21 protein-coding genes and 1 pseudogene are annotated in these 24,666 nt (G+C 42.3%); 5 read left to right on the plus strand and 17 right to left on the minus strand.

From position 1 onward, the window contains the following. The first annotated feature begins 130 nt into the window (after window positions 1-130). Window positions 131-1,994, plus strand: a pseudogene (locus tag MHI51_RS20165) (rhamnogalacturonan lyase). 243 nt (window positions 1,995-2,237) lie between these two features. Here the strand turns inward: MHI51_RS20165 and MHI51_RS20170 are convergent. From MHI51_RS20170 to MHI51_RS20210, 9 genes are all read right to left on the minus strand, one after another. Next, a complete protein-coding gene (locus tag MHI51_RS20170) occupies window positions 2,238-3,002 on the minus strand; it encodes an ABC transporter ATP-binding protein (protein WP_405173217.1) in 765 nt (254 codons plus the stop codon). Between the two features lie 14 nt (window positions 3,003-3,016). Next, window positions 3,017-5,356, minus strand: coding sequence for an ABC transporter permease (locus tag MHI51_RS20175; protein WP_405173218.1), 2,340 nt, complete (start codon window positions 5,354-5,356; stop codon window positions 3,017-3,019). Between the two features lie 34 nt (window positions 5,357-5,390). Continuing rightward, the gene (locus tag MHI51_RS20180) at window positions 5,391-6,638 is read right to left on the minus strand and encodes an MFS transporter (protein ID WP_341003179.1); all 1,248 of its coding nucleotides are present in this window, start codon (window positions 6,636-6,638) and stop codon (window positions 5,391-5,393) included. Between the two features lie 42 nt (window positions 6,639-6,680). Further along, window positions 6,681-7,304, minus strand: a complete 624-nt coding sequence (locus MHI51_RS20185) for a TetR/AcrR family transcriptional regulator (RefSeq protein WP_342409967.1) — start codon at window positions 7,302-7,304, stop codon at window positions 6,681-6,683. A 599-nt stretch (window positions 7,305-7,903) separates the two neighbouring features. Continuing rightward, window positions 7,904-8,581, minus strand: coding sequence for a DUF1266 domain-containing protein (locus MHI51_RS20190; RefSeq protein WP_051491590.1), 678 nt, complete (start codon window positions 8,579-8,581; stop codon window positions 7,904-7,906). Window positions 8,582-8,597: 16 nt separating this feature from the next. Further along, a complete protein-coding gene (locus MHI51_RS20195) occupies window positions 8,598-10,076 on the minus strand; it encodes a hypothetical protein (RefSeq protein WP_405173219.1) in 1,479 nt (492 codons plus the stop codon). Then, entirely contained in the window at window positions 10,073-11,773 is a 1,701-nt protein-coding gene (locus MHI51_RS20200) for a molecular chaperone HscC (protein ID WP_405173220.1), read from the minus strand. The genes MHI51_RS20195 and MHI51_RS20200 overlap by 4 nt, the downstream gene beginning before the upstream one ends. 219 nt (window positions 11,774-11,992) lie before the next feature. Then, complete coding sequence (locus MHI51_RS20205; protein ID WP_076276092.1) at window positions 11,993-12,562, minus strand: 5' nucleotidase, NT5C type; 570 nt, start codon at window positions 12,560-12,562, stop codon at window positions 11,993-11,995. Window positions 12,563-12,647: 85 nt separating this feature from the next. Then, window positions 12,648-12,839 (minus strand): cysteine-rich CWC family protein, encoded by a 192-nt coding sequence (locus tag MHI51_RS20210; protein WP_076141099.1) that lies wholly within the window; start codon window positions 12,837-12,839, stop codon window positions 12,648-12,650. Between the two features lie 253 nt (window positions 12,840-13,092). Here MHI51_RS20210 and MHI51_RS20215 point away from each other — a divergent pair, with 253 nt between their 5' ends. After that, on the plus strand, window positions 13,093-13,641 hold the full coding sequence (locus MHI51_RS20215) for a MepB family protein (protein ID WP_076276091.1): 549 nt from the start codon (window positions 13,093-13,095) through the stop codon (window positions 13,639-13,641). Here MHI51_RS20215 and MHI51_RS20220 read toward each other — a convergent pair. Beyond that, window positions 13,611-14,141, minus strand: coding sequence for a hypothetical protein (locus tag MHI51_RS20220; RefSeq protein WP_076276090.1), 531 nt, complete (start codon window positions 14,139-14,141; stop codon window positions 13,611-13,613). The genes MHI51_RS20215 and MHI51_RS20220 overlap by 31 nt on opposite strands. 107 nt (window positions 14,142-14,248) lie before the next feature. Here MHI51_RS20220 and MHI51_RS20225 point away from each other — a divergent pair, with 107 nt between their 5' ends. Further along, complete coding sequence (locus MHI51_RS20225; RefSeq protein ID WP_076276089.1) at window positions 14,249-14,857, plus strand: isoprenylcysteine carboxylmethyltransferase family protein; 609 nt, start codon at window positions 14,249-14,251, stop codon at window positions 14,855-14,857. Window positions 14,858-14,985: 128 nt separating this feature from the next. Continuing rightward, window positions 14,986-16,254 (plus strand): alkaline phosphatase, encoded by a 1,269-nt coding sequence (locus tag MHI51_RS20230; protein WP_405173221.1) that lies wholly within the window; start codon window positions 14,986-14,988, stop codon window positions 16,252-16,254. A 237-nt stretch (window positions 16,255-16,491) separates the two neighbouring features. Here MHI51_RS20230 and MHI51_RS20235 read toward each other — a convergent pair whose 3' ends face one another. Further along, on the minus strand, window positions 16,492-16,743 hold the full coding sequence (locus tag MHI51_RS20235) for a hypothetical protein (RefSeq protein WP_405173222.1): 252 nt from the start codon (window positions 16,741-16,743) through the stop codon (window positions 16,492-16,494). Window positions 16,744-16,955: 212 nt separating this feature from the next. After that, entirely contained in the window at window positions 16,956-17,477 is a 522-nt protein-coding gene (locus tag MHI51_RS20240) for a PadR family transcriptional regulator (RefSeq protein WP_036688994.1), read from the minus strand. A 181-nt stretch (window positions 17,478-17,658) separates the two neighbouring features. On the opposite strand from MHI51_RS20240, the gene MHI51_RS20245 reads away from it, so the two are divergent. Continuing rightward, the gene (locus tag MHI51_RS20245) at window positions 17,659-19,584 is read left to right on the plus strand and encodes an FAD-dependent oxidoreductase (RefSeq protein WP_076276085.1); all 1,926 of its coding nucleotides are present in this window, start codon (window positions 17,659-17,661) and stop codon (window positions 19,582-19,584) included. Between the two features lie 453 nt (window positions 19,585-20,037). Here the strand turns inward: MHI51_RS20245 and MHI51_RS20250 are convergent, their stop codons facing one another. The 5 genes from MHI51_RS20250 to MHI51_RS20270 all read right to left on the minus strand — a co-directional run bounded on the left by MHI51_RS20250 (window position 20,038) and on the right by MHI51_RS20270 (window position 24,631). Further along, the gene (locus MHI51_RS20250) at window positions 20,038-21,132 is read right to left on the minus strand and encodes a winged helix DNA-binding domain-containing protein (protein ID WP_405173223.1); all 1,095 of its coding nucleotides are present in this window, start codon (window positions 21,130-21,132) and stop codon (window positions 20,038-20,040) included. A gap of 90 nt (window positions 21,133-21,222) precedes the next feature. Further along, window positions 21,223-22,284 carry an LLM class flavin-dependent oxidoreductase gene (locus MHI51_RS20255; protein WP_217696585.1) on the minus strand — a complete coding sequence of 354 codons (1,062 nt, stop codon included), beginning with the start codon at window positions 22,282-22,284 and terminating at the stop codon, window positions 21,223-21,225. Between the two features lie 26 nt (window positions 22,285-22,310). Continuing rightward, entirely contained in the window at window positions 22,311-23,282 is a 972-nt protein-coding gene (locus MHI51_RS20260; protein WP_405173224.1) for a ring-cleaving dioxygenase, read from the minus strand. A gap of 87 nt (window positions 23,283-23,369) precedes the next feature. Continuing rightward, complete coding sequence (locus MHI51_RS20265) at window positions 23,370-23,837, minus strand: MarR family winged helix-turn-helix transcriptional regulator (RefSeq protein WP_076219998.1); 468 nt, start codon at window positions 23,835-23,837, stop codon at window positions 23,370-23,372. An 80-nt stretch (window positions 23,838-23,917) separates the two neighbouring features. Continuing rightward, window positions 23,918-24,631: a CPBP family intramembrane glutamic endopeptidase gene (locus tag MHI51_RS20270; protein ID WP_076219997.1), complete on the minus strand. Its 714-nt coding sequence runs from the start codon at window positions 24,629-24,631 to the stop codon at window positions 23,918-23,920. Window positions 24,632-24,666: the final 35 nt, after the last annotated feature.

Below are 24,666 nucleotides of genomic sequence, written 5' to 3' on the forward strand. Positions count from 1 at the left end.
AAGTCGTACTCATTTAAAATGGTTCAAGTAAATTTAAAACATATTTTTATCTTTATGAAATATTATGTACTGTTCACTATGACATCCTGTGTAACCCTCGTGAACCAAAAATGAAAAGGAGGCTTCGTTAATGAGTAAGCGGTTACATCAATCAGGGTATCTTGTAATCATTTGGTTTTTAGTCTTTACCTTAGGGACGGCAGCTTTTGGCTCTCTTTCCTCTGTGTCGGCAGCATCTGCCCGGCAAGCGGAAAAGCTAAATCGGGGACTAGTAGCAGTGAAGGTATCCAGTGGTGTATTTGTGAGCTGGCGGCTACTCGGAACAGAAGAACTGTCGGTTTCTTTTAATTTATACCGCAATGGCACAAAAGTAAACGTTACCCCAATCACGGACAGCACGAATTATCAGGATAACGCCGGCACAACTTCTTCTAGCTATACAGTTCGAGCAATCGTTGGCGGTATTGAGCAATCTGATTCCCCAGCAGCAAATGTATGGGCCAACAATTATTTGGACGTTCCAATTCAAATTCCGGCTGGCGGCACTACGCCAGATGGCGTAAGTTATACCTATAGTGCCAATGATGCCAGCGTGGGCGACTTAGACGGTGACGGGGAATATGAAATCGTGTTGAAGTGGGATCCTTCCAATTCCAAAGACAACTCGCAAAGTGGATATACAGGCAATGTCTATCTGGATGCCTATAAGCTGAATGGAACTCGGCTATGGCGAATTGATCTGGGTAAAAATATTCGGGCTGGCGCACATTATACTCAATTTCTAGTCTATGATTTCAATGGTGATGGTAAAGCCGAAGTAGTCTGCAAAACAGCAGACGGTACAGTTGACGGAGTTGGCGTAACCCTTGGAAACACAAGTGCAGATTATCGCAACTCCAGTGGATATATCCTGACCGGGCCTGAATATCTGAGTGTATTTTCCGGACAAACGGGCAAAACCTTAACCACGATTGATTATGTTCCTGCCAGAGGAACCGTATCCAGTTGGGGTGACAATTACGGCAATCGAGTAGACCGCTTTTTAGCAGGTGTAGCCTATCTGGATGGAGTACATCCAAGCATCATTTATGGCACGTGGTTATTATACACGCACAGTCGTTGTAGCTTTTGACTGGAATGGCAGTGCTTTAACCCGTAAATGGACCTTTGATAGCAATAGCTCCACCAATGCTGGAACCGCCGGTCAAGGTAATCATAGCTTAAGTGTAGCCGATGTGGATAACGATGGTAAGGATGAGATCATTTATGGTGCCTTAACCATTGATAATAACGGTGCGACCTTATACAATACAGGGCTGGGTCATGGAGACGCGCTGCATGTAGGTGATTTAAATCCGAACCGCCCCGGTCTCGAAGTTTTTAAAGTCATGGAAAATACTAGTTCTCCCTATGGCGCTGCGGTATGGGATGCTGCAAACGGGACGGTCTTATGGGGTGTATACACGGGAAAAGATACCGGCCGGGGGATGGCTGCCGATATTGATCCCAATTATCCCGGGGAAGAGGTATGGGCTCACGGCGTTGGCCTATACTCCATTACAGGCACCAAAATAAGCAGCTCAATGCCTTCTGTGAATTTTGGAATCTGGTGGGATGGCGACTTGTCCCGCGAACTGCTGGATGGTGTCAAGATTGATAAATGGAACCCTGCAAGCAACTCCGTTACCAATTTATTAACCGGAGCGAGCGTAGCATCCAACAATAGTACCAAAGCAACGCCAAGCCTACAGGCCGACCTGCTTGGAGACTGGCGCGAAGAGGCTCTCTGGAGAAAGTCCGATAACTCGGCTCTACGAATCTATACAACTACGAACATCACCACTAATAAAATATATACCTTAATGCATGATCCAGTATATCGGTTAAGCATTGCCTGGCAGAATACAGCTTACAATCAACCTCCGCACACAGGATTTTTCCTAGGCAACGGTATGGCCACTGTGTCTAAACCCAATATCTACGTAGTGCCGTAAGCTTTCTAAAGAATCAGTAAGTGAACAAAAAAGCAATTGCTGTTATCCGGATGTGCCGGGGCAACTGCTTTTTTGTTCGGTTTATACCAGCATCAGCAATGATCGAGGTGCGTTAATAGTTTTTTTAATTGTTTAATGCCTTCGCATTGAGTGGTTATTATTGCATATAGGATAGGTTTTAGTGCTGGGCAGATATTAAACTGCAAAACGTTGTTTGACATTCGTACAGCGCTAGATCCCCAATCAGAATCCCAGCTTTAATAGCCAAGCCGCAAGCTTCTCCTCCCGCCTTTTCAATTCCCCATCTACGCGATTATATTTTCCAAGCCGTTGCTCAGCTGCAATGCTGCCATCTAGCATATACAAGACACGCTCAGCTTGAGCAGCGACTTTAGCATCATGTGTGGCGATTATAAGCGTTGTTCCTGATTGATTAATATCTGCTAATATGTCCATGATTTCACTAGCTGCTTTTGAGTTAAGCGCCCCGGTTGGCTCATCGCCAAATAATATATCTGGCTGATTAATGAGTGCTCTGCAGATTGCTGCTCTTTGTAATTGTCCTCCTGACACCTGTGTAATATCACGTTCAGCCAGCGCAGATATTCCTGTTTTGTTCATTAACTCAGCTGCTCTTTTATTGATAGTTCTACGGCTGCTGGTTCTCGCCCGATAAGCAGACAGGATGATATTGTCGCGGATATTCAAGTTTTTTAACAGATGCATTTGCTGAAAAATAAAGCCCATATGCTTTAAGCGCAGACCGGCTAATTCGTTCTCTGAAACTCCGCTGATCTCCTGCCCTTTAAAAATAACACTTCCCTCTGTCAACTTATCCATCCCGCTGATCGTATACAGAAATGTTGATTTTCCTGAACCAGAAGGTCCCATGACAGCTATGAATTCCCCCTGAGACACCTGAAGCTGAACATCCTTTAATATCGACTGCGGAGTTCCTTTCCCTGTTGAATAACTTTTTTTTAACCCTTTCGTCTCTAATATGAACATTCTGCCACCTCCTATCATTCGGCAATTAGTTTGGCTATACTGGATTTTCTGATTGAGATCGTGCTTGTTACGGTGGTGAGCGCTACAATCAGCATGAAAAGTAGAGGAAGAATAAGATAGGCTACCGCCGGATTGACTACAAACTGTATCTTAGAAGCCCCCATGAAAGAGCCTAGCATTTGAGCAATTTTTTGCCCGAGAGTGTTAGCCGCAAAAGTACCAAGAATGACGCCCAGCCCTGATATTATCAGCATCCTTACCAGATACTGCCTACGAATATCTCCTAACGTAAAGCCAACACTTCTCAAAATAGCGGTTTGCGAAGAATCCTTGGCAAGCAGCATTTTCAGAAATAAAGAGGTAATCAATATCGAAATCGAAAATGCGATAACGATGGATAAGCCTGTAACCAGCTTCAATTGGCGAATTGTATTTCCTAATGTCTGAGCTAAATAGCTTTGCAGATGAGTGATTTTTGCTGGATAAAATAATTTGGTGTACTGATCCATTTTTGCCTGGACGGAAATTCCCGGGTTCACATCCAAAGCTACTACATACCAGAGAACCGTCTTCGAATCATATGGCAATTGCGCTTTTGCGGTTCGGCCACCATTAGTTATATCCTGATAGATCCCGCTAACGGTCAATTTTCTTGCCACCCCAGCAACCTCTAAATGAACGATATCCCCCACCTTTTTATTCAGTTCCTTGGCGTTCAAGTCAGAAAGAGCGATCTCATTTGCACTTCTAGGAGTTCCTCCATGAACATACGAGAGCGGAAAAATAGTAAAGTCACCGGTTTCAACATTTAGCGATTCCCATACACCATCACTACCTAATACCTTAAATCTAGAAGTAATCAGTGGAGAAAATTTAGAGATGTCCGGGTCATTTTCAAGCTTGGTTATCATCTCATTAAAACGCTTCTCTATTTGGTTCGATTGCTGCAAATCAATGCGAATATCGCTCTGACCGACGCCCATATAAGAAACAAACCGGGGAGACTGAAGGGTATTCAATATATTCACTGGCACTAGAACGATAAACAAACTGATCACAAATACGAAGAACAATAATCCGTACATGGTGAAGCGCCCGTAAACATCTTTTACCCCGAGAAAAGCATTCACGTTAACAAATTTACGCTTGCTAAGTGAAAATCTGCTTGTGTTCATCCTTGCTTCACCCCTCGTACCTGACCGTAAAGCTTCTACAACCGTGATGCGATTAAAGCGTCTAAGAATCATCCGGCAAAAGAATACAACAACTCCAAAGATCAAACCTACCGCCAGGACAGGAACAAAATATTGAAGGATACTGGCAGGAGCAACGCCCAAATACAAAGTAATATTGGCTGTAAACAAACGCACCACACCTAAAGACAGTAAATATCCACATACAGAGGCGACGGCTGCCATCACGATATATTTTGCTAAATAAATGCTGCGAATATCTTGCTGCGTGATCCCAATCGCTTTCATGACACCTATCTCTCTGTAATCCTCTTCCAAGGTAGCGATCATCGTAAATCTGAGACATAAAATAGCAATCAGCATCAGCAGAACACTTACCAAAATAATAACAACTGCGATAATCCCGTCCGTCAGTGCATTCAGCGTTTTAAATAAAGGATAGTCAATGGAGGGGCCTTTATTGGGCAGATTTGAGGATTGATACTCATTGCGGAAATCATTGAGCTTAGATAGATCTGTAAGCTGAAATTCAATCAGGTATTCAGGTTCGCCGAGCTGTTGTTTAAGCGCTGTAAAGTCAGCAGCATTTACGACAAAACGTTTGGAGCTGACCATGGCTGGATTCATTTGGACATCCCTTACAAAATCAGTAATCACAAACTTTTTATCGAACTGTTCACCTAGAACGCTAACTACGTCGCCGATTTTCAGATTCTTTTGCTTCATATAATAAATGGGGACAGCGATTTCTCCTGCCGATACCTCAATCACCTTGTTCTCTAAATTCAGCAGCAAATCAAACGAAGGGTTCTGCTCTACAAAGCCGATATCCATCACGCTGTTTGCTTCCGAGCCTTGGTTACTGCCTAGATAAACGTTAGATCCATCCAAGTTAAGCATCTCTACGGTTTGTTGATCTTTCACCAGTGGATTAGCGGCTGTAAAGCTCTCGATTGCTGAGCTGTCGATTTGTCCTGCGTGCATCTGCACGAAATGAGGGGCTTTAGATTTAATCAATAGCTGATTCAAGGACCCCGACAATTCTATAATCACTTGCGACGCTGAAGCAACAAGCAAAGCCGATAACATGATAAACACAAATAATCCGAAGGTAATGATTTTATTACGTTGAAGGTCTCTTTTTACAATTCGTAGCAGCATTGATAGGCCTTCTCCTCTCTAATACGGAATTCAATTATTCACGTTCAAGGCAGCGAATTGATTTCATTCGGGGGATCACAAATGCCATAATAATGATGAGCAAACCAGAGATGATAAAAAATAAACCGATTCCCCGTCCTTCCCCAGTGCCTATCACCTTACCTACTGATGAAGCAAGCAGACCTCCCTCTCGTAAAAGAGGATTAAACACTTGATCAGCCAATATGCCAGCAAAAGCATACGCAGCCACATAACCGAGTTGTGATAAAATGCCAATGATCCCCCATGCCCGCCCCTGTGTGTCATTCGGGATATGGTTGCGAATCATAACGTCAGCACTGGTATTAACAAAAGGCAACGTTGCAAAAAATAAAAAGCCAGCAGCTGTAATAAAAGCAACATTCGTGGTCAGACCCACCAAAGAAAAAAACAGTCCGGCGAATCCTAGGCCGAGCGCTAATACTTTGATATATTTACGATCGATGCTAAAAACTCCAATAATCAGACTGCCGAGCAACATCCCTATAGCACTTACAGATAATACCGTGCCTAGAGTTTTCGTATCCGTAAAGGGTAGAAGCATAGGCGTATATAAGGTTTGGAGAAAACCCACATAAAAAGTAACGACAGACAAAATGATCGTAAGCTGCAGTACACCTTTCGTGTAAATAAGAGCATCCCAGCCCTCCTTCAAATCTTTTACAAACGACTGATTCGTTGGAATTCTGTGTTCAGTCTGTAGATTCCTGCGAACAGCCATCACTGCAAGAACTGTAACTAGAAAGGTTGAGATATCTATAAGCAGGATAGTTTTTATATCCATAAAGCTAAGCAAAATCCCGGCAAGGATAGGAGAAAGAAGATATTTTGAGGACGCAGCAAGCTGAACTAAACCACTGGCCTTAGCAAATTGCTTCTCTGTTAATAAATCTGTAATGGTAGCTTTGTAGGCAGGTTCAAGCAAGGATACAAAAATCGAACTAAACGTCACGCCCAGACAAATCTGCCATAAATGAGGTTCACCCAGCAGCATGATGATGAGAACATATACAAGTCCAAAAGCAGACAACAAATCCCCTGCTATCATCATCAATCGCCGATCAAACCGATCCGCTAACACGCCGCCAAAAGGACTGAGCACAATGGAAGGGAGAAAAGCACATAAGGTTAAAAGTGCCACGCTAGAGGCAGTCTGTGTCATCTGGAACACATAAACCCCTAAGGTGAAAGCCGTCAACCCGCTGCCAATACTGGATATCCACTCCCCCATCCAAATGATCATAAAATTTCCGAAGGATTTGTTGTTCAGAATATTCCCTCTCCCCTACTCAAACATTTGAAACACATAGTCGAAGCTGCCCTTCTCCGCCCCCAGCGTAATTTCCATCGTATAGATAAACGCTCTTATCTTCTGGATGATTTCCTCAGGCTGCCACTTGAATATCCCTTCATCAAAAAGAAATTGAGAGGTGATCAATAGAAATTCCATCGTCTCCCGGGGATACGGATTGTGAAACAGTCCCTCCTCTATGCCCTGCTCAATGACCTCCGTCAAAACAGGAGTTAGCCGCAAAATGGTTTCCACCAGGCTTTTCTGGTGCAGCTGTGCATTATCAGGCTGATGGAACTGCTCAATCATTTGGCTTTTTCTGTCCGTATCCGGCTTTTGCGCCATAATGATTTGCAGCAGCTTTTCATGAACGGTCAGCTTAGGATCTGCAGCAATTTGTTTAGCAGCTGCTACACCAGCATCAATAAATCGCAGCACAACAGCATCCATGACCTCTTCCTTCGATTTAAAATAATAGTAAAAGGTTCCCTTCGCGATACCTATAGCCTGCAAGACATCATTCACTGTCGTTTTGGTATACCCTTTCGTAAAAAACAGCATTTCTGCTGTATCCAATATTTCATTTCTACGTTCTTCCGCTTCTTTGGAAATTCTCATCTGCAACGTCCTCCATTCTATCGACCGACCGTCGGTCTGTTCCAATTATATACAAATATTAGATCCTGTCAAGATTAATCCGGCATCACAAAAAAGAGAGAATTCCAAAAGCTACGTTATAGCAGCTGGAACTCCCTCGTTTTGGGATATACTGTTGGGTTTTACTGTTGAGTTTTAGTCTTACTGTTTACTGTTTGGTCTTATTGTTTATTGTTTGGTTTTACTGTTTGGTCTTACTGCTGCATCTTATTTTTAGCTTGCTCTTTGATCTGATACATGGAGATACCTTTGCTCGCGTTGTAACACTAAACTACTAAACTTCGTTTGCTTGGATCACATTTGCACTTACGACGCAGCTTATCGGACACAGCTGACCTTATACGCTGCATTATCCCCCATTTGGATTCCTAACGGACCGCATAGCACCTATTGGCATCAAAAACACCACAAAAGACCGCTTCCTCAAGGAATAGCTGCACTGGAGTCCGAAAACCGGCTCAAAGGGCTATAAATTTGCAAATAGCGTCCTCTGGGTCCTTAAGCAACACGGGATAGGGATTCATTAGGTATTCAATAGGTATTAATTACCTAAGTTCGGACTAAGTGGCTTCCGGCTGCAGATTTTGCCCCCAAACGGCTTCCCTGTATAGAATGCTGCTATTTCGCATGAGCTTCTGCAATCCCGTCTCAAATAGATTATCTAATCCGCCGGATTGTACTAATGAAAATTTGCTGCCCAAGGAATAGGCTATATAATAATCCGCCCAACTGCTATAGCGTTCTTGTAGCTGCCTTGCGGCTTCTATTTTGTATTCCCAGGCTTCTTCCTTCTTCAAATAATCCTCAACATAACCAATCCGGCTCAGATAAATTACCCAAGCTAATCCAAAAGCTGAAATGTCACCAGAAGGCAACTGATGTATACCTTGTGCAACAACCTTCAGATTAACAAAATCCTCATGATCCTTATGTGCCTCAAGATATTTACTGCGTGAGGTTTCGGAAAGTGTGGCTAATCGAGCATGTAAAGATCTATATTCTGCACGGTTGCCATCTTCTAGAAGCCAGCGAATCTGGCGATGAAAGGAGTTAGCATCCTCGATATTCCATCTTTCACAAGCATTTTTGATTAATCCTCTTTTGAAGAAGACATTACTGAAATCAAACTCATAAACCACATAGTATCTCCCTAAGAGACCACGTATGCAGGTAGAGGAAAGACAGCGGAAATACATTTCCAATCGTTTTCTTTGCTTAACATTGTATTCCTTCAGCATATAGAGCCTCCTGATATTAGTTCGTGAATAGGTATGCTGTTTTGCAAATCTTCCTGATTTTCCATAGAAAAATAAGAATGAACACCGCATTGACAAGTGGGGGAAGCTCAGAAACTGAAAAATAATATATGGTATATACCAAAATATAGAACCAGCTTAATTTCAGGAAAACCAATAGATAGAATAATATAGACCCTATAATGTTCTTTCCAATGGTTACGAGCGAAGAGATACGAAGACGTTGTGGATACAGTTTTTTGTTCTTCAACATGAACTTATTCGCAAGGTAACGAAAATGAATGAACTCGTCCTTTTTAGGCTCATTAGTCTCCGTTTGTGTAAGAGCTTCCTCAATTTGAGAACATGCAATCTTACATTCCAGAATTAAACATTGCACATCTCTATTTCCAGCATCCTCTTGCAACAAATATTCACAATCCTTCATCGCTTCCTCATAACGCTGCAAATAGTAGAGAAGCCGGCCTCTTAATAAGTAACCGTCTCTTTCGTTAGGCCACATAGCGGTTACTTGGTCCAAACACACCAGCGCTTCCATATAATCAGCAGTATTCAGACAATACTTAGCTCGCAATAATTGCAGATCAGGATCATACTGAAACAGCTTATTTGCTTCGTCGAGCAGTTGACCCGCTTCGGTATGTCTATCCTCCATCAGCATGAATTGAGCGGATTGCCTCAGATTTAGATAGTGTTCTATGTCAAACTCAAGAGACTCCTGCAAAAGGAAACACTCATAACGCATCTCCATGCTTCCATCGACCTGCCCTAGTATGTACTCGACTAACTTATTATCATAACGTTGAAGAAATATTTCCTTGTTCTCACGAAAATGAAAAAATGAATCCAACGCCTCCCATACGGCATGAGGCAAATTCCGATGCTGATCAAGGAACAACATAAGCTTATCCCTTAGCCGATCGCGATGCTCTATACTCCACATGAAATCTTCATTCAAAAGTGAATGCCACGAAGCTTGTTGAATCCGGCGCGAGAAGTCCGCATACAGTTCCCTAATTTGTCTGTCAAAAATAGCTGCTGGCTGTTCTTGAAGATCAGCATCAAGTTGAACGGGAAGAGGGCGAAACATCGTCCACTCGTTTTCATGCGGTATAGAAGTGGTCCCTTCTACTTCTTCCTCGGTGTCTTCCTCCGCAACTTCTTGTTCTTCTTCCTCCTCAGCTTCATCTACTCGTATTACTGTTTCTGCTTCTGCTTGTATCACCATTTTTTCTATTTCTTTTGATATTGCTTCTGCTATTTCTTTCTTATCCTCACCTATAAATGAAGGGACAGTGCTTGCTATACGCTGCCCGGAGCGGGCCCATTTCACGGCTGTATCATAAGCTTCTCTAAGCTGCTGGTATCCTTCTGGGTCATCTTCGGGGTGATGCGATTTCAGTTTTTTGGCATAGGCCTTTTTGATGATAGCTAGTTCATCTGTGGGTTCAATCTCCAACATACTCCAGATTGTCATGTGAAGTATGACCACCCTTCAATTTCCGCCAATTGCTCATTGAAAGCTTGTGCCGCTTTTTCAATCACTTTTTCGTTCTGAGTATATAAAGCATCTTCGAATACTTTCAGACACTGTGCGATAAATTTCCGTTGGTCCCCAAGCACCTCTTCATATAAACGCTCACCTCTAGCAAGCAGAAGCCTGTTCTCGGTACGCTCACGCGGATGAATTTTGATACTCCGCAGTTCCAGTAAACGAGCTTCAATTTGCTTTTTCGTCATTCCACCAGCATTTTGCTCAATGATCATCTGATGCTTCTGACCTGTTGAAACGGTTGTAACCTCCACCTCAAGAATCCCATTCACATCATATGTATATCTGACATCTATACTTTCTTCTCCCCGAGGTGCTTGCGGAATCTGAAACTCCATTTCTCCCAGAAAAAGATTATTTTCAACGCGAGGACTCTCCCCCTGATACACATCTACACTTATGATCTTTTGATTATCTGCGGCTGTATATAGACGTTCTACCCGGCTAACAGGAATCGGAGTGTTACGTTCAATGATCGGAAAGTAATGTCCAGATGACGTTTGTCCGCTTGAACCTCTTCGCAGAACACTGGTTCCTAATGTATAGGGGCAAACGTCCGTCAAAATCATTTCATCCAGCGCTTGATCACGCTGCTTCAGCGCCACCTGAACCGCAGCTCCCAGTGCGACGGTCTCATCTGGGCTGATATTCGCATAAGGCATTTTCCCGAACATACGGCTGATAATTTGCTTAATCAGAGGCATTTTAGTAGCACCCCCAATCATCACAATCCCATCCAGATCGGAAGGCTGCAGAGAAGCATCCCGCAATGCTCTTTCTATCGGCTGTCTTAGACGTATTAGTAATGGTTGTACCAATTGCTCAAGCTCTGAGCGTTCTATAGTCAGCACGTATTCTTCCTCTTTAATAACTATCCGCATAGTCGCAGCAGACTCTGTACCAAGAATTCGTTTACTCTGCTCAGCCTGCTTATACAACATCGACCTCGTTATTGGTGTTAACGATTCAGCGTCCAGCTTATTCTTTTGGATAAAATAGGTCACTAGTATCTCTGTGAAATCTTCCCCGCCAAGATAGTTATCTCCGGCAATCGACTTAACATCCATTACCCCTTCGAAAAGCTCCAGGATTGACACATCAAAGGTTCCTCCACCCAAATCAAAAACAAGAAATGAAGTCTCCTGATTCTGATGCAGGCCATAAGCGAGTGCTGCCGCCGTAGGTTCACTAATAAGCCGCTCTACTTGTAAACCAGCCATCTCAGCCGCTTTCTTAGTTGCTTTCCGCTGAACATCATTGAAATAAGCCGGAACACTGATTATAGCTTTCGTTACGGACTCACCTAGATGATTTTCCGCATCCTCTTTCAGTGACCGCAGAACAAAAGAAGATAACTCTTCAGGAGTAAAAGTCATCGTACCTAGTTTGTATTTCTTTGCTGATCCCATAAAGCGCTTAAAAGTCGAGGCGGTTAACTGTGGATGTGTAATCAGTCGTTCCTGTGCGATTCTTCCAACTAATACTTCTCCCCCTGCATCTACACTAACAATCGAGGGTGTTACATGCTCCCCGAGTACATTGGGAATAATTACAGCCTGACTGCCGTCCCAATAAGCAGCAAGACTATAGGTCGTTCCTAAATCAATTCCGATTGTTCTCACTACTATCTCCACTCCTTTTATATACAATAATATACAAAGAAAAGAGTCCAAGAATCGAAATGTCACTAATTCAACATATTTACATCCAGAGCATAATAATGAAATTGCGCTTCTGCAATAGACATAAAAAAGGTATCTCAAAAGCCACAATGGCTAATGGGATACCTTCATTTTTTGGCGGAGGATATTTTTCTGTACATCATCTATAAAAAAACAGTCTCATTCGTTCTCTGGACGTCCTAACATCTGATCTATCTTCTCTTTTGCACCTTCCCATGAGGTCAATAATGGAAAAGCATATTGTTCACGGGCCCGCAAATTCCATGGATGCGGAATACAAAGCACTTTTCTTCCCTCCTGCAATGCCGGAACCAGGTTATGCACCCCGTCATCGATCAATAGATCGTAGTTAATAAGATTTTTCCGCTTACAGGTAAAGAAATTTTCAATCGGAATAAACGGCATATGCTTCTGCAGCCAGTTCCATTTTTCCACCACCGACTGGGGTTGGGCTGCCGTAACTATAATTACATCATAAGCGTTATGCAGCTTCTCCATTTCTCCTACGACATGTTCGTCAAACAGTTCAAGCTCTTCATACAGACCGGGCCGCCCATAGAAAATATCTTGTGTACAATCCGGATGACGTAAATGATCCGTATTCCAATCAAGCATTTCCTCATACCGCAGCAGATGCGTGGGAAAATCATTATTATTATGGTATATGGCTCGCTTCACTAGATGGCAAATTGTATCATCCATATCTACTGCAATTATTGGCTTCCTCATCTGCGCCTCCATTATTTTTTTAGATTACACTTTAATTATATACAATGAAATTATGTTTTTCGTCGAGAGTTAATTAAAATCCCCGTTAATGTTTATTAAATGCTTCTACGCATTTTTGGCAGATACAAGCTTTCCCTCTCAGTTCTTCCGGGATCTGTTCTTGCAATTCGAGTGGAATTTCTGTATGGAAACACCAACAGTCACCGCTTTCAGCGCCACAACGATTCAATTCTTTACATAAAGGACAATGGCGTTCTTCAACCAGTATGTTCATCATATCCAAAATTTCTACTCCCCCAAAAATCACAAACTATTTTGCTTTGGAAAACCATATCAATAAAAAAAATCCAACAAATGACAAAACGTCAGTAAGTAAAACAAACAACTCCCCGAATAGGTTTCCGCCATAACCACTTCTGAAGATTCCAAGTTAAGCATAAGTTCAATTTCTCTATTATTCCTACACTTGTGAACTCGGTTCACTTGCATTAAGATAGTGAACATTACGAACTCAAATGGGAGAATAACAGATGAATGATAAGAAGCTGAGCTTTTTAGATACCCTACATAGTGACTTACTTGCTACCATGGAAGAAGTATATAATCCTTGCAGGTTTGATTGCTCCGAACCAATTCTTGAACCGCAAAATGCGGAATACGGAGCATATATCTTTACCTTAAATGTGCTGGCCATTAGATTCCGGGTGGCTAAAATCACACCCACTAAAGTCGGGCAATTTGTGACACTATGGGAGCGAATTGGAGATCATCCCATCCAACCCTATGACATCTCAGATCCTGCTGATCTCTTCGTTATAAGTACACGAAATGGGAATCACTTTGGCCAATTTATTTTTCCAAAAGCTGTCCTAAGAGAACAAGATATTCTATCTGATAAAGGTGAAGGTGGAAAAAGAGCTTTTCGAGTCTACCCGCCTTGGGACATTCCCACGAGTCGCCAAGCTCAAAAAACGCAAACATGGCAGTCGGAATATTTCTTGGATATCCCTGCAAATAAAACCGTAGACTACCTTCGTGCGCAAGCACTTTACGGTTTACCCGTAAATCTTACGGTCTGACCTATCTCCTCCACATGTTCCTTATCACCCTGCAAAATAAAATAATAGTATACATCATCTCCTATTTTCACCGCTTCGGGATATTTAATTATAAGCGCCGCTTGATGATTCCATTCCTCCCCTTGGTCAGCAGAAGGCATAATCAACTTTGCCTTCTCTTCCTCTTTTAACCCCTCTAATGTCAGTTCAGTGATTTGCGGATTGGAGCCATAAGGCTTCAGCTGATGGGAGGCAATGATTTCAGCTACTTCATCTATTGATTGTCCCTCTCCAGACATAGCTGATAATTGAAAAAAACCATCCTCCCCCTGACCCTTCTCATCATCTGCTGAATCGACGACCCATTCCGTTGGATACTTCAAAGAGACTCCATAAGCATTGGAAGTAAAGGTTGCAAGCCCAGTTTGCCTAACTAGCATACCGATTACAGTACCTGCAAGTGCAATAACCACGATAGCCAACACCCAAAGCCACCGTTTTTTGTATACATTTGTTTTCACGATATCCCCCTAAATCAATAATTAGTTGACATGTACAATATTAGGAAATAAGATATAAACAAACATATGAGCAATCATTCATATGTATTGGTAAGGAGGAAATCATAATGAGCGATCTTAAAAATATCCTATCTCTACTTCTTTTCTGCATCTTCTTAATTTCTTATCTATTAAAGCTCCTTATACTTTACAAGAAAAACCAGATTAAAGGAAACGTTCTGGCTAAAGGCGCTAAACTATCTAAGCTCCATTATATCGAGCTATTGGTAAAAACCTCTACTTTTTTATGGGGTGCAGCATGGTTTGTTTTTTCCGTAGCAGAGTCCTTTATGGTTACACTTGTAGGCAAAACGTTTGATATTCCTGTAGTTCACTTTATCGGTGTTAGTGTAGCTGCCCTCGGATGTTCCATTTTTATTCAAGCTATGATTGCTATGCGCACTTCATGGAGAGTTGGGATTGATAAGACTACTGTAACCAAACTCATCACACACGGTATTTATAAATATAGTAGAAACGCTGCATTTGTCGGGTTTGATCTCATGTTTTTGGGATTGTATCTGATGTACCCCAATCTGTTAACACTCCTAATATTCATTCTTAACATTGCCGCGATTCATTTACTAATTCTTCAAGAAGAGCAACATTTAAAGTCCGTATTCGGAGATGAATATATCCAATATGCCAATAATACACCCAGATATTTTTTATTTTAAAATCTTTTATCACAGCTCCGATAATTTAAATTCGCTATATCATTTTACATTTTTTACAAGTCCGGAAAATATTCTCTTAATGTAACTACTATAATATGAGACTGTAAACATACATTAGGAGGGAAATTATGAAATCACCGAAAAAGTATGGCGTCAAAACAGCAATTGTAGCAACAGCGGCAACTGCTCTTTTTGTATCCAGCATTGTTACTACAAATGCACCTAATCAAGCAGACGCAGCATCTTCGAACACAAGAAATGTAATTCTGTTTATTGGAGACGGAATGGGTGCTGCTCAGCGTGATGCCATCCGGCTTGCCACCGTAGGTGAAAAAGGAAATCTAGCAATGGATTCCATGCCATACGTTGGATTAATTCATACAAGCTCCACTGTCCCTGTTACAGATTCGGCTGCTTCTGCTTCTGCTTATGCCAGCGGTGTGAAGACTTATAATGGTGCTATCGGAATGGATGCCGATAAAAAAAGTGTTAAGACCATTATGGAATATGCTAAAGATGCCGGGAAATCAACAGGTGTCGTTACTACTAGTCAGATTACAGACGCGACTGGCGCCGCATTTGGTGCTCACGTTGAAGACCGCTCAAAGCAAAGTGATATCGCTCTTCAGCTTCTGACTAAGAGCAAGGTTGATGTTCTGCTCGGTGGGGGTGAGGTTTTCTGGTACCCTGCAGGCAATCCCGGCAAATTCCCAGATGAACCCGCTGAAGATCCTTCAGAAAAAAGCAAAGGAACACAAGGAAACCTAGTTGATAAAGCTAAACAATTGGGCTACACCTATGTAACGAACAAAGCGGATATGCAAAAAGCAAAGGACGGCAAGCTGCTTGGAATTTTCGCAAACGAGGAAATGTTCCAGCAAAAGCCTGAAGGTGAAGGAGATATTTATAATCCGGTGGTATCACTGCCAGAGATGACTAAGAAAGCTATAGATACGCTAGCAACAAATAAAAAGGGATTTTTCCTTATGGTGGAAGAAGAAGGCACTGACGAATTTGCACACCAAAACAACGCTAAAATGACGATTAAATCAGGTCAAGAACTGGACAAATCCGTGCAAGTAGCCAAAGACTTCGCCAAAAAGAATCCAGATACACTGGTTCTAGTGCTTGCCGACCATGAGACCGGCGGATTTTCTATTGAAGCAGTTGACGCAGATGATGAGTCCGGTGACGGCATATCCAAAGAAGACGGTCCATTCGCCATCGCCAATTCCAAACACAATTTTGTAGTGGACTGGACGACCTCAGGCCATACTGCGGTTGATATTCCAATCACAGCTATGGGCAAAAATGCACAATTATTTACGGGAATCTACGAAAACACCGAAGTATTCACCAAGCTTATGCAAGCATCAGGTTTTAAAGCCAATAAATAAAAGCGAGTAAAAAAAGACTAGCCAGATTTTTTTCTGGGTAGTCTTTTTCATTTTAAAATACAGTATTTACTTAGCATCTGTTCGCACAACAAAAATGATATCCTTAGTCTGATCCGCCCATTTACCTGTCAGATGAAATCCTCTGATCGTTGCTCCAGGCTCATAATCTTTACTATTTGAACTCAAAAAGGCTGCCAGATTAGACTCCAGTTTAAACGTTGCTTTTCGATCTGCGAATTAGTGGATGGTTTCACCAAGCTTTACATAAGGAATAGAAGCCGCAGAATCCTTCATTTGTGCTTGAAAAAGCGCATTCTCATCATCCAGTTCTATGCCCACCTCTCTGGAGAGAGTCTGAGATTGAATCACTTTTCCATCCATATGAATGGTTCTCTCTGGGATCGCCGTGCTGCTGACTTCCTCACGATCACAAATGGTTAATACAAGCAGAAGTACAAAACTTAGGACTGCAATGTATATTCTTTTCAAGAAGACACCCCTTCTTCCCATTGTTCAACTAATCTGATGTGAAATATTCGATTCCCAATATGATCAAACCCAAAATAAAGATGATGATACCAATCACAAGCGGAAAACCTAAAGCTAAACTATGAATCGATTTTACAAATATACCGTTAATTAACGATTACAGCGAGGTGTGTTTATAAAATTCTATTTTTATAGCTAATCCAACGGTTTCCTTATGCTTCTAATTTACGTGACAGCTCCTTAATTAACTCGATCTCTCGTAAAACCATACTTCGGGTGTAAAAATAGAGCTCCTCAGAGTAATCCATATCCTCACTATTGCCAACTACTTTGGATAACTGCTGTAAATGGTCCAGCTTTTCGTTCATATAAGTCTCTCTGTAATCAAGCAATCTTCTACGTGTCTCCTGATCCAAAAGCTCATAATAAGCAAGACGAATAGACCATTCATTATCAATTCGAATAGTCTCCAGCGTAAATTCTGTTAAGCAGGTGTTAAACCGCTCCTCACCCTCAGTAGTTATAGAATATACATAACGTTTAGGCCGGCGTTCCTGAATTTCCGTTTTTTTGATTACCCATTTTCGCTTTTCAAATAATTTCAGCTTTGGATAAAGCGAGTTATTGTTTACGATTTTATCATTGCCCATTACAAAAATAATGTTTTTTTTAATTTCATAACCATGTTTGGCCCCTTTCATTAATTGGGCCAGAATCAAAACTTCAATATCCATAATCATCCTCCGGGCTTCCGGAATACGTATCCGGTTCATCATTTTCTTATATTACCTCAATTACTACATTCCTGCCAAATCACTCGTGATTTTTTGCACATACTTTCGCCCTGCTCTTTCGCTAATATAGGTTAAAATAACCTATTTATTTTTAACCTATATGTAGAGAGGAAGTTATCGTATGGAATTCACACATCTATTTAGCAAGGGCACAATCGGAAATATGGAGCTTAAGAACCGGGTCATTTTACCAGCGATGGGCACGAAAATGAACGCGCCGGGTGGATACGTCAGTGATCGTCTGATTGATTACCATGTAGCACGAGCTAAAGGCGGCAACGGCTTAAATACTGTAGAAGTAACAACTATTCACCCAACAGCGGCCTCCGATGATGCTCCTGCCCTTTATGATGATAAATTCATTCCAGGTATGGCTCAATTAGCATTAGCTATTCGAGAGGCAGGAGGCAAAAGCTGTCTACAGTTATGGCATGGAGGTAAAGTAACTCCCAACCTAATTCAGGTCTCCTCTTCACCTGTTCCGTTTGAAGGCGTGACTCATATACCACGTGAACTAGCGCATCATGAAGTCGGTGAGATGGTTCAAGCTTACGCAGATACAGCATTACGTGCGAAGAAAGCCGGATTTGACAGTGTGGAATTCCATGCCGGCCATGGTTATTTGCCCCAACAATTTCTAAGTCCTGCAATGAATTTTCGTCAGGATGAGTACGGCGGTTCTTGGGAGAATCGCTGCCGCTTCCCGCTGTCTTGTATCCGGGCTATCCGGAAAGCGGTTGGACCTGGGTTCCCTATCTTGATGAGAATCTCTGCGATTGAGGATCTACCGGGCGGACTTACACTGGAAGATATGAAGCTCTTCTCAAAGCTCGCTGAAGAAGCTGGAATTGATGCTATTAATGTATCTCGTGGGGTCCCTGCTGGCGCTGCAATTAAATATGAAGTACCGCCGATCGATTTACCTGTAGGCTTCAATGTAGATAACGCAGCACAAATTAAATCTGTGGTTAACATCCCTGTTATTGCCGTAGGCCGTATTAATGATCCAGCAATTGCAGACCGGATTATTGCGGAGGGTTTGGCTGATTTTGTAGCCATTGGGCGTGCGCAGCTGGCAGATCCGGAATTCTGCAATAAAGCTTTAGCCGGACGTGCAGACACGATCGTTAAATGTGTGGGGTGCGACCAAGGCTGCTTCGATGGATTCGTGAATCCTAATGTTCCATTTATCAGCTGTGTGTTTAATCCTGCAACCGGCCGTGAAAGTGAATATGAATTGCAGCAAACGGGTATCCCCAAAAAAGTACTTATTGCTGGTGGTGGCCCTGGCGGATTAGAAGCAGCTGTCACCCTGAAACGACGTGGGCATCATCCAATATTATGCGAAAAAAATGACATTCTGGGCGGACAGCTTTATATTGCCGGTGCCGCACCACGTAAAGAGGAAATGGCTGCAGCCGCTCTGAATATGGGAGAAACCGCTAAACGTGAAGGTGTAGACATTCGAATGAATACAGAGGTTACACCTGAATTAATCCAAGAAATTGCGCCAGATGAGGTCATTCTTGCAATCGGATCTTCTCCTATTATTCCGCCTGTGGAAGGCATCGACAGTTCACATGTGGTCAATTCACATGATGTGTTATGGGGAACGGTTCATCCAGAAGGAAGAGTCGTTATTATCGGCGGTGGTTTAGTGGGGCTTGAGGTCGCAGAACTGCTTGTAGAGCGCGGACATCAAATCACTGTAGTTGAAATGCAAGCTGATGTTGCTAATGATCTAGGGCTTCTGCGGAAAATCTGTGTCATGGAAAGTCTATATGGACATGGCGTTGAATTAATGACCAACAGCAAATGTATGGCGATTCAAGGGGATAGCGTAATTGTTGAAAAAGACGGCGAACGTCACAGCCTACCTGCTGATTATGTAGTAATTGCTGTAGGTTCACGCGCCCTCAACAAACAAATCCTTCAGGATTTCTTGGAGGAAAGCTCCATCCCTTATCATGTAATTGGCGATGCGGTGCAAGCGCGTAGAGCGCTGAATGCGATTTGGGAAGGCGCTGAATTAGCTAGACGAATCTAATTAAGCTAACTATATGCTTCATCAAAATAACCCGGCAGGTCCGCCCTGCCGGGTTATTTTTTATTCAGAGTGCATCCGTGAGCGGTTATTCGGTAATCGGTAACCATTCGCCATTCACCATTCACCATTCACCCCTCACCCCTCACCCCTCACCCATTATGCCGTTCGGACTCAGGAGACGCTATTGAGCTAAAAATAGCCTTTTTACGAATCTATCGGACCCAGATGCCGCTATTCCGCAAAAATAGGGGTCAAAAGAGGTGCTGCGACGGGAATAACTGCATTGGAGTCCGAAAAACTCAGCAAATTAGCATTTAGGTGCTAATAAGCGCAACGGTGTCCGTTAGCGAGAAAGAAGCACACAAAAGAATGGTAAGAAAGATGAAAATGGTGAGAATAGTGAGAATAGTGAGAATGATCAGAATGATGAGATTGGTGAGAATAGTGAAATACTCATCTCAATGAACCACTCACATTCATTTTGAGTACTGGCAGCCCAATAAATGCGGCATATCGCTCAGCTTCTTTAAGTACCAACTTTTCCGTATCGCCCAGATCGGCAAAAGGATGGATCATAATCTCAATCCCCTTGGTCTTTAGGGTTCTTTTCCATTTACCCACCACCTGACCCTCCACAACAATCGTCGGAAGAAAAACACCATTATTCCCCGGAACTATTAAAGGAGCAACGTCGGGCTCTAGAACGGCACTTCGGTCTTTATAACCCAGAATGTACTCATCAAAACCCGGAACCAGATGAACGCCGGAGTCCTCAGCAGCTGGCTCTAGCCGATCAGCAGACATCCAATACTCACTGCCATCAATAACCTCTGATTGCAGTTGACTTTTGGCCGCTTCCAGACCTCTTCTAGCATCGGTAAGGGTGATGCCTGCCCACCAAGCAAAATCTTGAACAGTTGCTAAACCATGTCCGGTGAAATATCTCCGAGCGAGTTCATACAATGACTCATCGTAAGAAAGTTCTCGAAACTGTGGCACCCATTCCTCTAACAAAACAATCGTTTGCTGCTTACCATTCATCGGTCCGAAACAAATCAACCCTTGGTACGCAACATTCCACAACATATGATAACCACGCTGGTTCCCTGTGTGAATACCTTCTTCTTCTATAAGTTGAAGTAGAAGTGCACGATCTAGCTGCTTTCCACCTTGTAAAGCATTAACTATAATATGTCTACAACGTTCTAGTGTCTGATCATCTAGCCCAAGCTCTGCATTCCGCCGCTTTGTTTGTCCTGCTAAACGCGGCACAGATAGCTGATGCATCCACTTTACATCTTCCGGTGGGACAAAATGAAGCGTACCTCGCAGCGTCCAATTCAGAATCATCTTACGATCAGCGATAGCACGCTCTATATCAGCTAAACTCGAAGATGGAGTACGTAACCCGATCGCCCACATCGCCTGCATGTAATCCTGCGCCTGTACTGCCCCTAATTCTTTAACGACCTGTTCGGGCTTGATTAGCTTGGAATCAACGATCTTCTGGTTGTATAAACGTTGCGCAGCTATCATTTTATTCGTCACACTTTGCCTCCTTAAGTGATCCTTCTCAAACCATCGTTTAACCTTATTGGAATAATTTTAATATAATTTTTTCCAATCTCATAGTTTTTCTTATTTCTTAGCTGTGGCCCGTCTTACGGCTGGTGCGACTACCGATCCCAACAAATCAATGATTTGCTCAACCTGAGCATAAGGTAAACCACCAATATCAATCTGAGCCAGAAAACGATTGTGTCCGTACAGCTCATGTTGATAAAGGATTTTTTCAATAACCTGTTGTGGGCTGCCTACGAGCAGCGCATTTCTCACACTCATGGCTTCAGCAAATTGGTCTTTAGGGTACGCTGATCCACGAAGCTCTTTCATCATGTGATTTAAATATGGGTAATAGTTACGGAATGCTTGCTGTGAATCTTTATCGATATATAAAAGGGTGGTTGTACCCACCGGCAGCTCTGCCGGATTAAAACCTGATTGTGCGGCAACCTGACGATACATATTCACAGAGGTCTTGAACGCTGAAGCAGGTCCACCTAGAACAGCCAGCATCATCGGGATGCCCATTCTTCCTGCCTTAACTGCACTTGCCGGAGGTCCACCAACCGCTCGCCAGATAGGCAGTTTACCATTCAGAGGCTTCGGAAAAATCTCCATATCATTCAGAGCAGGACGGAATTGCCCTTCCCAGGTAATTCTTTTTTCGTTATTTATTTTCATAAGCAATTCAATCTTCTCTTCGAACAATTCTTCATAATCCCTCACGTCATATCCGAACAGTTCATAAGCTCCTAATCGTGATCCACGTCCAGCAACAATCTCTGCTCTGCCTCCGGATAACAAATCCAATGTCGAAAATTCTTCATGTACACGTACAGGATCCGCTGTGCTCAATACAGTCGCTGAACTGATGAGTTTGATTCGTTCCGTTGCGTTTGCTATAGCTCCAAGTACGACCGATGCTGCTGAAGTAATAAATTTCGCCTGATGACTCTCCCCCACTCCAAATACATCTAATCCAGCATCCTCTGCTAATTTGGCGGCAGCAATGATCTCTTGAATCCGTTGTCGTTCACTGATTGGTTTACCTGTTAAGGCATCTGCAACATGATCACCTAAAGTATATAAACCTATTTCTAAACCCTTATTCTCGTCGATTCTATATTGTTCCATCATGATGATGTCCTACTTTCTTAGCTGTATTATTGGATAGGATGAAGCTTCGATGCAATCTCTTCCCGGCGTTCTTCCAGAAAAGAAGGCAAGGTCAAATTCTCGCCCAATGTGGCAAAAGATTCATCAATCTCAAACCCTGGACCATCTGTAGCAAGCTCGAAAAGAATATGGTTCGGATCACGGAAATACAAGGAATGGAAGTAATAACGATCAATGACCCCTGTGTTCTTGAACCCTGCAGCTGTGATTTTAGCAGCCCATGCGGTTAATTCTTCCAGATCCTTCACTCTTATAGCCACATGATGGACACTCCCTCTTCCCGGTCTTTCCCGGTCTTGATCATTAACTTCTTTGAGCTGTAGCTCAGTGTACAAGCCGCCTTTAGCTGTTTCATAAATATCCACCATAACCTTCGGATCACCCATGGATGGAACTCTACGAACTTGTGTATAGCCTAAAATATCCTCCAAAACAGCCTTTGTACGGCTAGCCTCACGGACAGTCAATTCAACGGGACCCAATCCAACAATGGCATATTGTGGTGGAATATCATCAGTAATCCAAGGTTCTACCAGCTGAGTCACATTATCTTTTTCTGCGGAAACCAGATGAACCGTTAATTCATCACTATCCTGAAAAGTAAGCGAATTGCGCTCCTCTATACTTACGATAGCTTCATGAGCAACTTCAAATGTATCTAATCTGCTAGCCCAATATACTAAAGCCTCATCGCTAGGAACGAGAAGAGAGATTGCAGAAATACTGTTCGTTCCTTTCCGGGTCTGGCCTGCATTCGGCATTTCAAAAAAGGATACCTCGGTGCCTGGAGCGCCATTAGAGTTGCCATAGAATAAATGGTACATGGTTGGATCGTCCTGATTTACGGTTTTTTTGACAAGTCTTAGTCCCAGTACCTCTGTATAAAACCATAGGTTTTGTTTAGCGTCTTTAGTAATCATTGATACATGATGTTGTCCGGTTATTTGTGGTTGGCTCATTTTAATTTCCTCCTAATATGATTATGGTTTACTAGTAAACTGATGCTGAAAAAAGGAAGCTTTATTCAGAATAAAGCTTTTACAATACTACTGAACTCCTTGTGGAATTCGATTCTCATTCAGGCTATGGCGGTGAATCTTCTTAAGCATGCTGTAAAATACTTTCTTCTCGTCGTCCGTCAGTGGATCGAATAACGAAGCTTGGAAATCCGATTGCAAAGGAAGAACCTTCTCGATAAGCGCCTGGCCCTTTTCTGTTAAAGAAATATACTTCACCTTCCAATCCTGCTTGCGTTCAATCCATCCTTCTTTTTCTAATCTGCCAAGCATATGTGATACTCCACCTTTAGTAATGGTTAAATGCTCGGCCATTTCCATCTGTGTCACAGGCTGATGTAATAGTATTTGTACTAACGCATCAAACTGGCTAACCGTTAAATCAAACTGCTTCAAGAACTCATTGGAAAGATCGTTACTATTGTCATAAACTCTTACCAGCCGCAGCCAGATCAATAAGCTTAGTTTGTTGTCTTCAGTGAATCCATTGTCTCGCATTATGCCACATCCATTACTTTGGAATTGGATCTACTTGATTATCAGTTTACTAGTAATCTGATATGAAGTCAAATTTCGTATTAACTTAAGAAATAGAGAAGTACAGATAAACCATTACTAAACATGTGCGCGCCTATAGGCACTAATATATTTTTTCTTTTCTCATATAGGTAGGCAAAGATTAATCCAGCAGCCATATAGGAAAAGACATTCCACATTTCGTTATAGTTGCTCTGGAACACCACGGCTCTATAGACATGCTGGAAGCCAAATAAAAAGGAGGATATCAGATAAGCCAGAAGACGACTTTTCCTGCGGATCGTTCTATAAATGGTAACCCGATATACTAATTCTTCAATCACGGGGCCAATCCATACCACGTTCACTGTAAAAATAAATGGATACGAGGACAACATTGCCCGTAAATCCACCTCATTAACAGACTTTGTAATAGGATGAAAAATGGAAATTAGTGTGGGGATCAACATACTTCCGATGATAATAATCAAACAAAGTCCCCAAACCATCCATAACATATTACGGACCCAGTATTGTCCGAAATCTTGAATAGCTTGTTTATAGAATCTCCTAAAACCTATAATCACTCCTATGTAGATCAGACTATTCAACATTAAGGCCATTCGATTTTGTTGTTCTGGCTGCCAAATAAAAACATGGTTAAGAATTCCCATAACCGGCCTGATCAAGAGAATGGAGAACAATCCTAAAAAGTACATTACTGCTAATATAACGCCCAAGATCAATTGCCTTTTACTTAATTTTTCATCAATCATTATAATCTGTTCCCCCAAGTAAAATTGTTAATAGA

The sequence above is a fragment of the Paenibacillus sp. FSL H8-0260 genome (assembly GCF_045040625.1).
GTDB classification, from domain to species: domain Bacteria; phylum Bacillota; class Bacilli; order Paenibacillales; family Paenibacillaceae; genus Paenibacillus_AQ; species Paenibacillus_AQ odorifer.

Excerpts from the sequence above, each read along its gene's own strand:
- MHI51_RS20265 (WP_076219998.1), bottom strand. The coding sequence starts at position 23,837 with ATGCGAGACAATGGATTCACTGAAGACAACAAACTAAGCTTATTGATC.
- MHI51_RS20180 (WP_341003179.1), bottom strand. The coding sequence starts at position 6,638 with ATGATCATTTGGATGGGGGAGTGGATATCCAGTATTGGCAGCGGGTTG.
- MHI51_RS20190 (WP_051491590.1), bottom strand. The coding sequence starts at position 8,581 with ATGCTGAAGGAATACAATGTTAAGCAAAGAAAACGATTGGAAATGTAT.
- MHI51_RS20270 (WP_076219997.1), bottom strand. The coding sequence starts at position 24,631 with ATGATTGATGAAAAATTAAGTAAAAGGCAATTGATCTTGGGCGTTATA.
- MHI51_RS20225 (WP_076276089.1), top strand. The coding sequence starts at position 14,249 with ATGAGCGATCTTAAAAATATCCTATCTCTACTTCTTTTCTGCATCTTC.
- MHI51_RS20205 (WP_076276092.1), bottom strand. The coding sequence starts at position 12,562 with ATGAGGAAGCCAATAATTGCAGTAGATATGGATGATACAATTTGCCAT.
- MHI51_RS20195 (WP_405173219.1), bottom strand. The coding sequence starts at position 10,076 with ATGACAATCTGGAGTATGTTGGAGATTGAACCCACAGATGAACTAGCT.
- MHI51_RS20215 (WP_076276091.1), top strand. The coding sequence starts at position 13,093 with ATGAATGATAAGAAGCTGAGCTTTTTAGATACCCTACATAGTGACTTA.
- MHI51_RS20245 (WP_076276085.1), top strand. The coding sequence starts at position 17,659 with ATGGAATTCACACATCTATTTAGCAAGGGCACAATCGGAAATATGGAG.
- MHI51_RS20210 (WP_076141099.1), bottom strand. The coding sequence starts at position 12,839 with ATGATGAACATACTGGTTGAAGAACGCCATTGTCCTTTATGTAAAGAA.
- MHI51_RS20260 (WP_405173224.1), bottom strand. The coding sequence starts at position 23,282 with ATGAGCCAACCACAAATAACCGGACAACATCATGTATCAATGATTACT.
- MHI51_RS20240 (WP_036688994.1), bottom strand. The coding sequence starts at position 17,477 with ATGGATATTGAAGTTTTGATTCTGGCCCAATTAATGAAAGGGGCCAAA.
- MHI51_RS20185 (WP_342409967.1), bottom strand. The coding sequence starts at position 7,304 with ATGAGAATTTCCAAAGAAGCGGAAGAACGTAGAAATGAAATATTGGAT.
- MHI51_RS20175 (WP_405173218.1), bottom strand. The coding sequence starts at position 5,356 with ATGCTGCTACGAATTGTAAAAAGAGACCTTCAACGTAATAAAATCATT.
- MHI51_RS20230 (WP_405173221.1), top strand. The coding sequence starts at position 14,986 with ATGAAATCACCGAAAAAGTATGGCGTCAAAACAGCAATTGTAGCAACA.
- MHI51_RS20255 (WP_217696585.1), bottom strand. The coding sequence starts at position 22,284 with ATGATGGAACAATATAGAATCGACGAGAATAAGGGTTTAGAAATAGGT.
- MHI51_RS20170 (WP_405173217.1), bottom strand. The coding sequence starts at position 3,002 with ATGTTCATATTAGAGACGAAAGGGTTAAAAAAAAGTTATTCAACAGGG.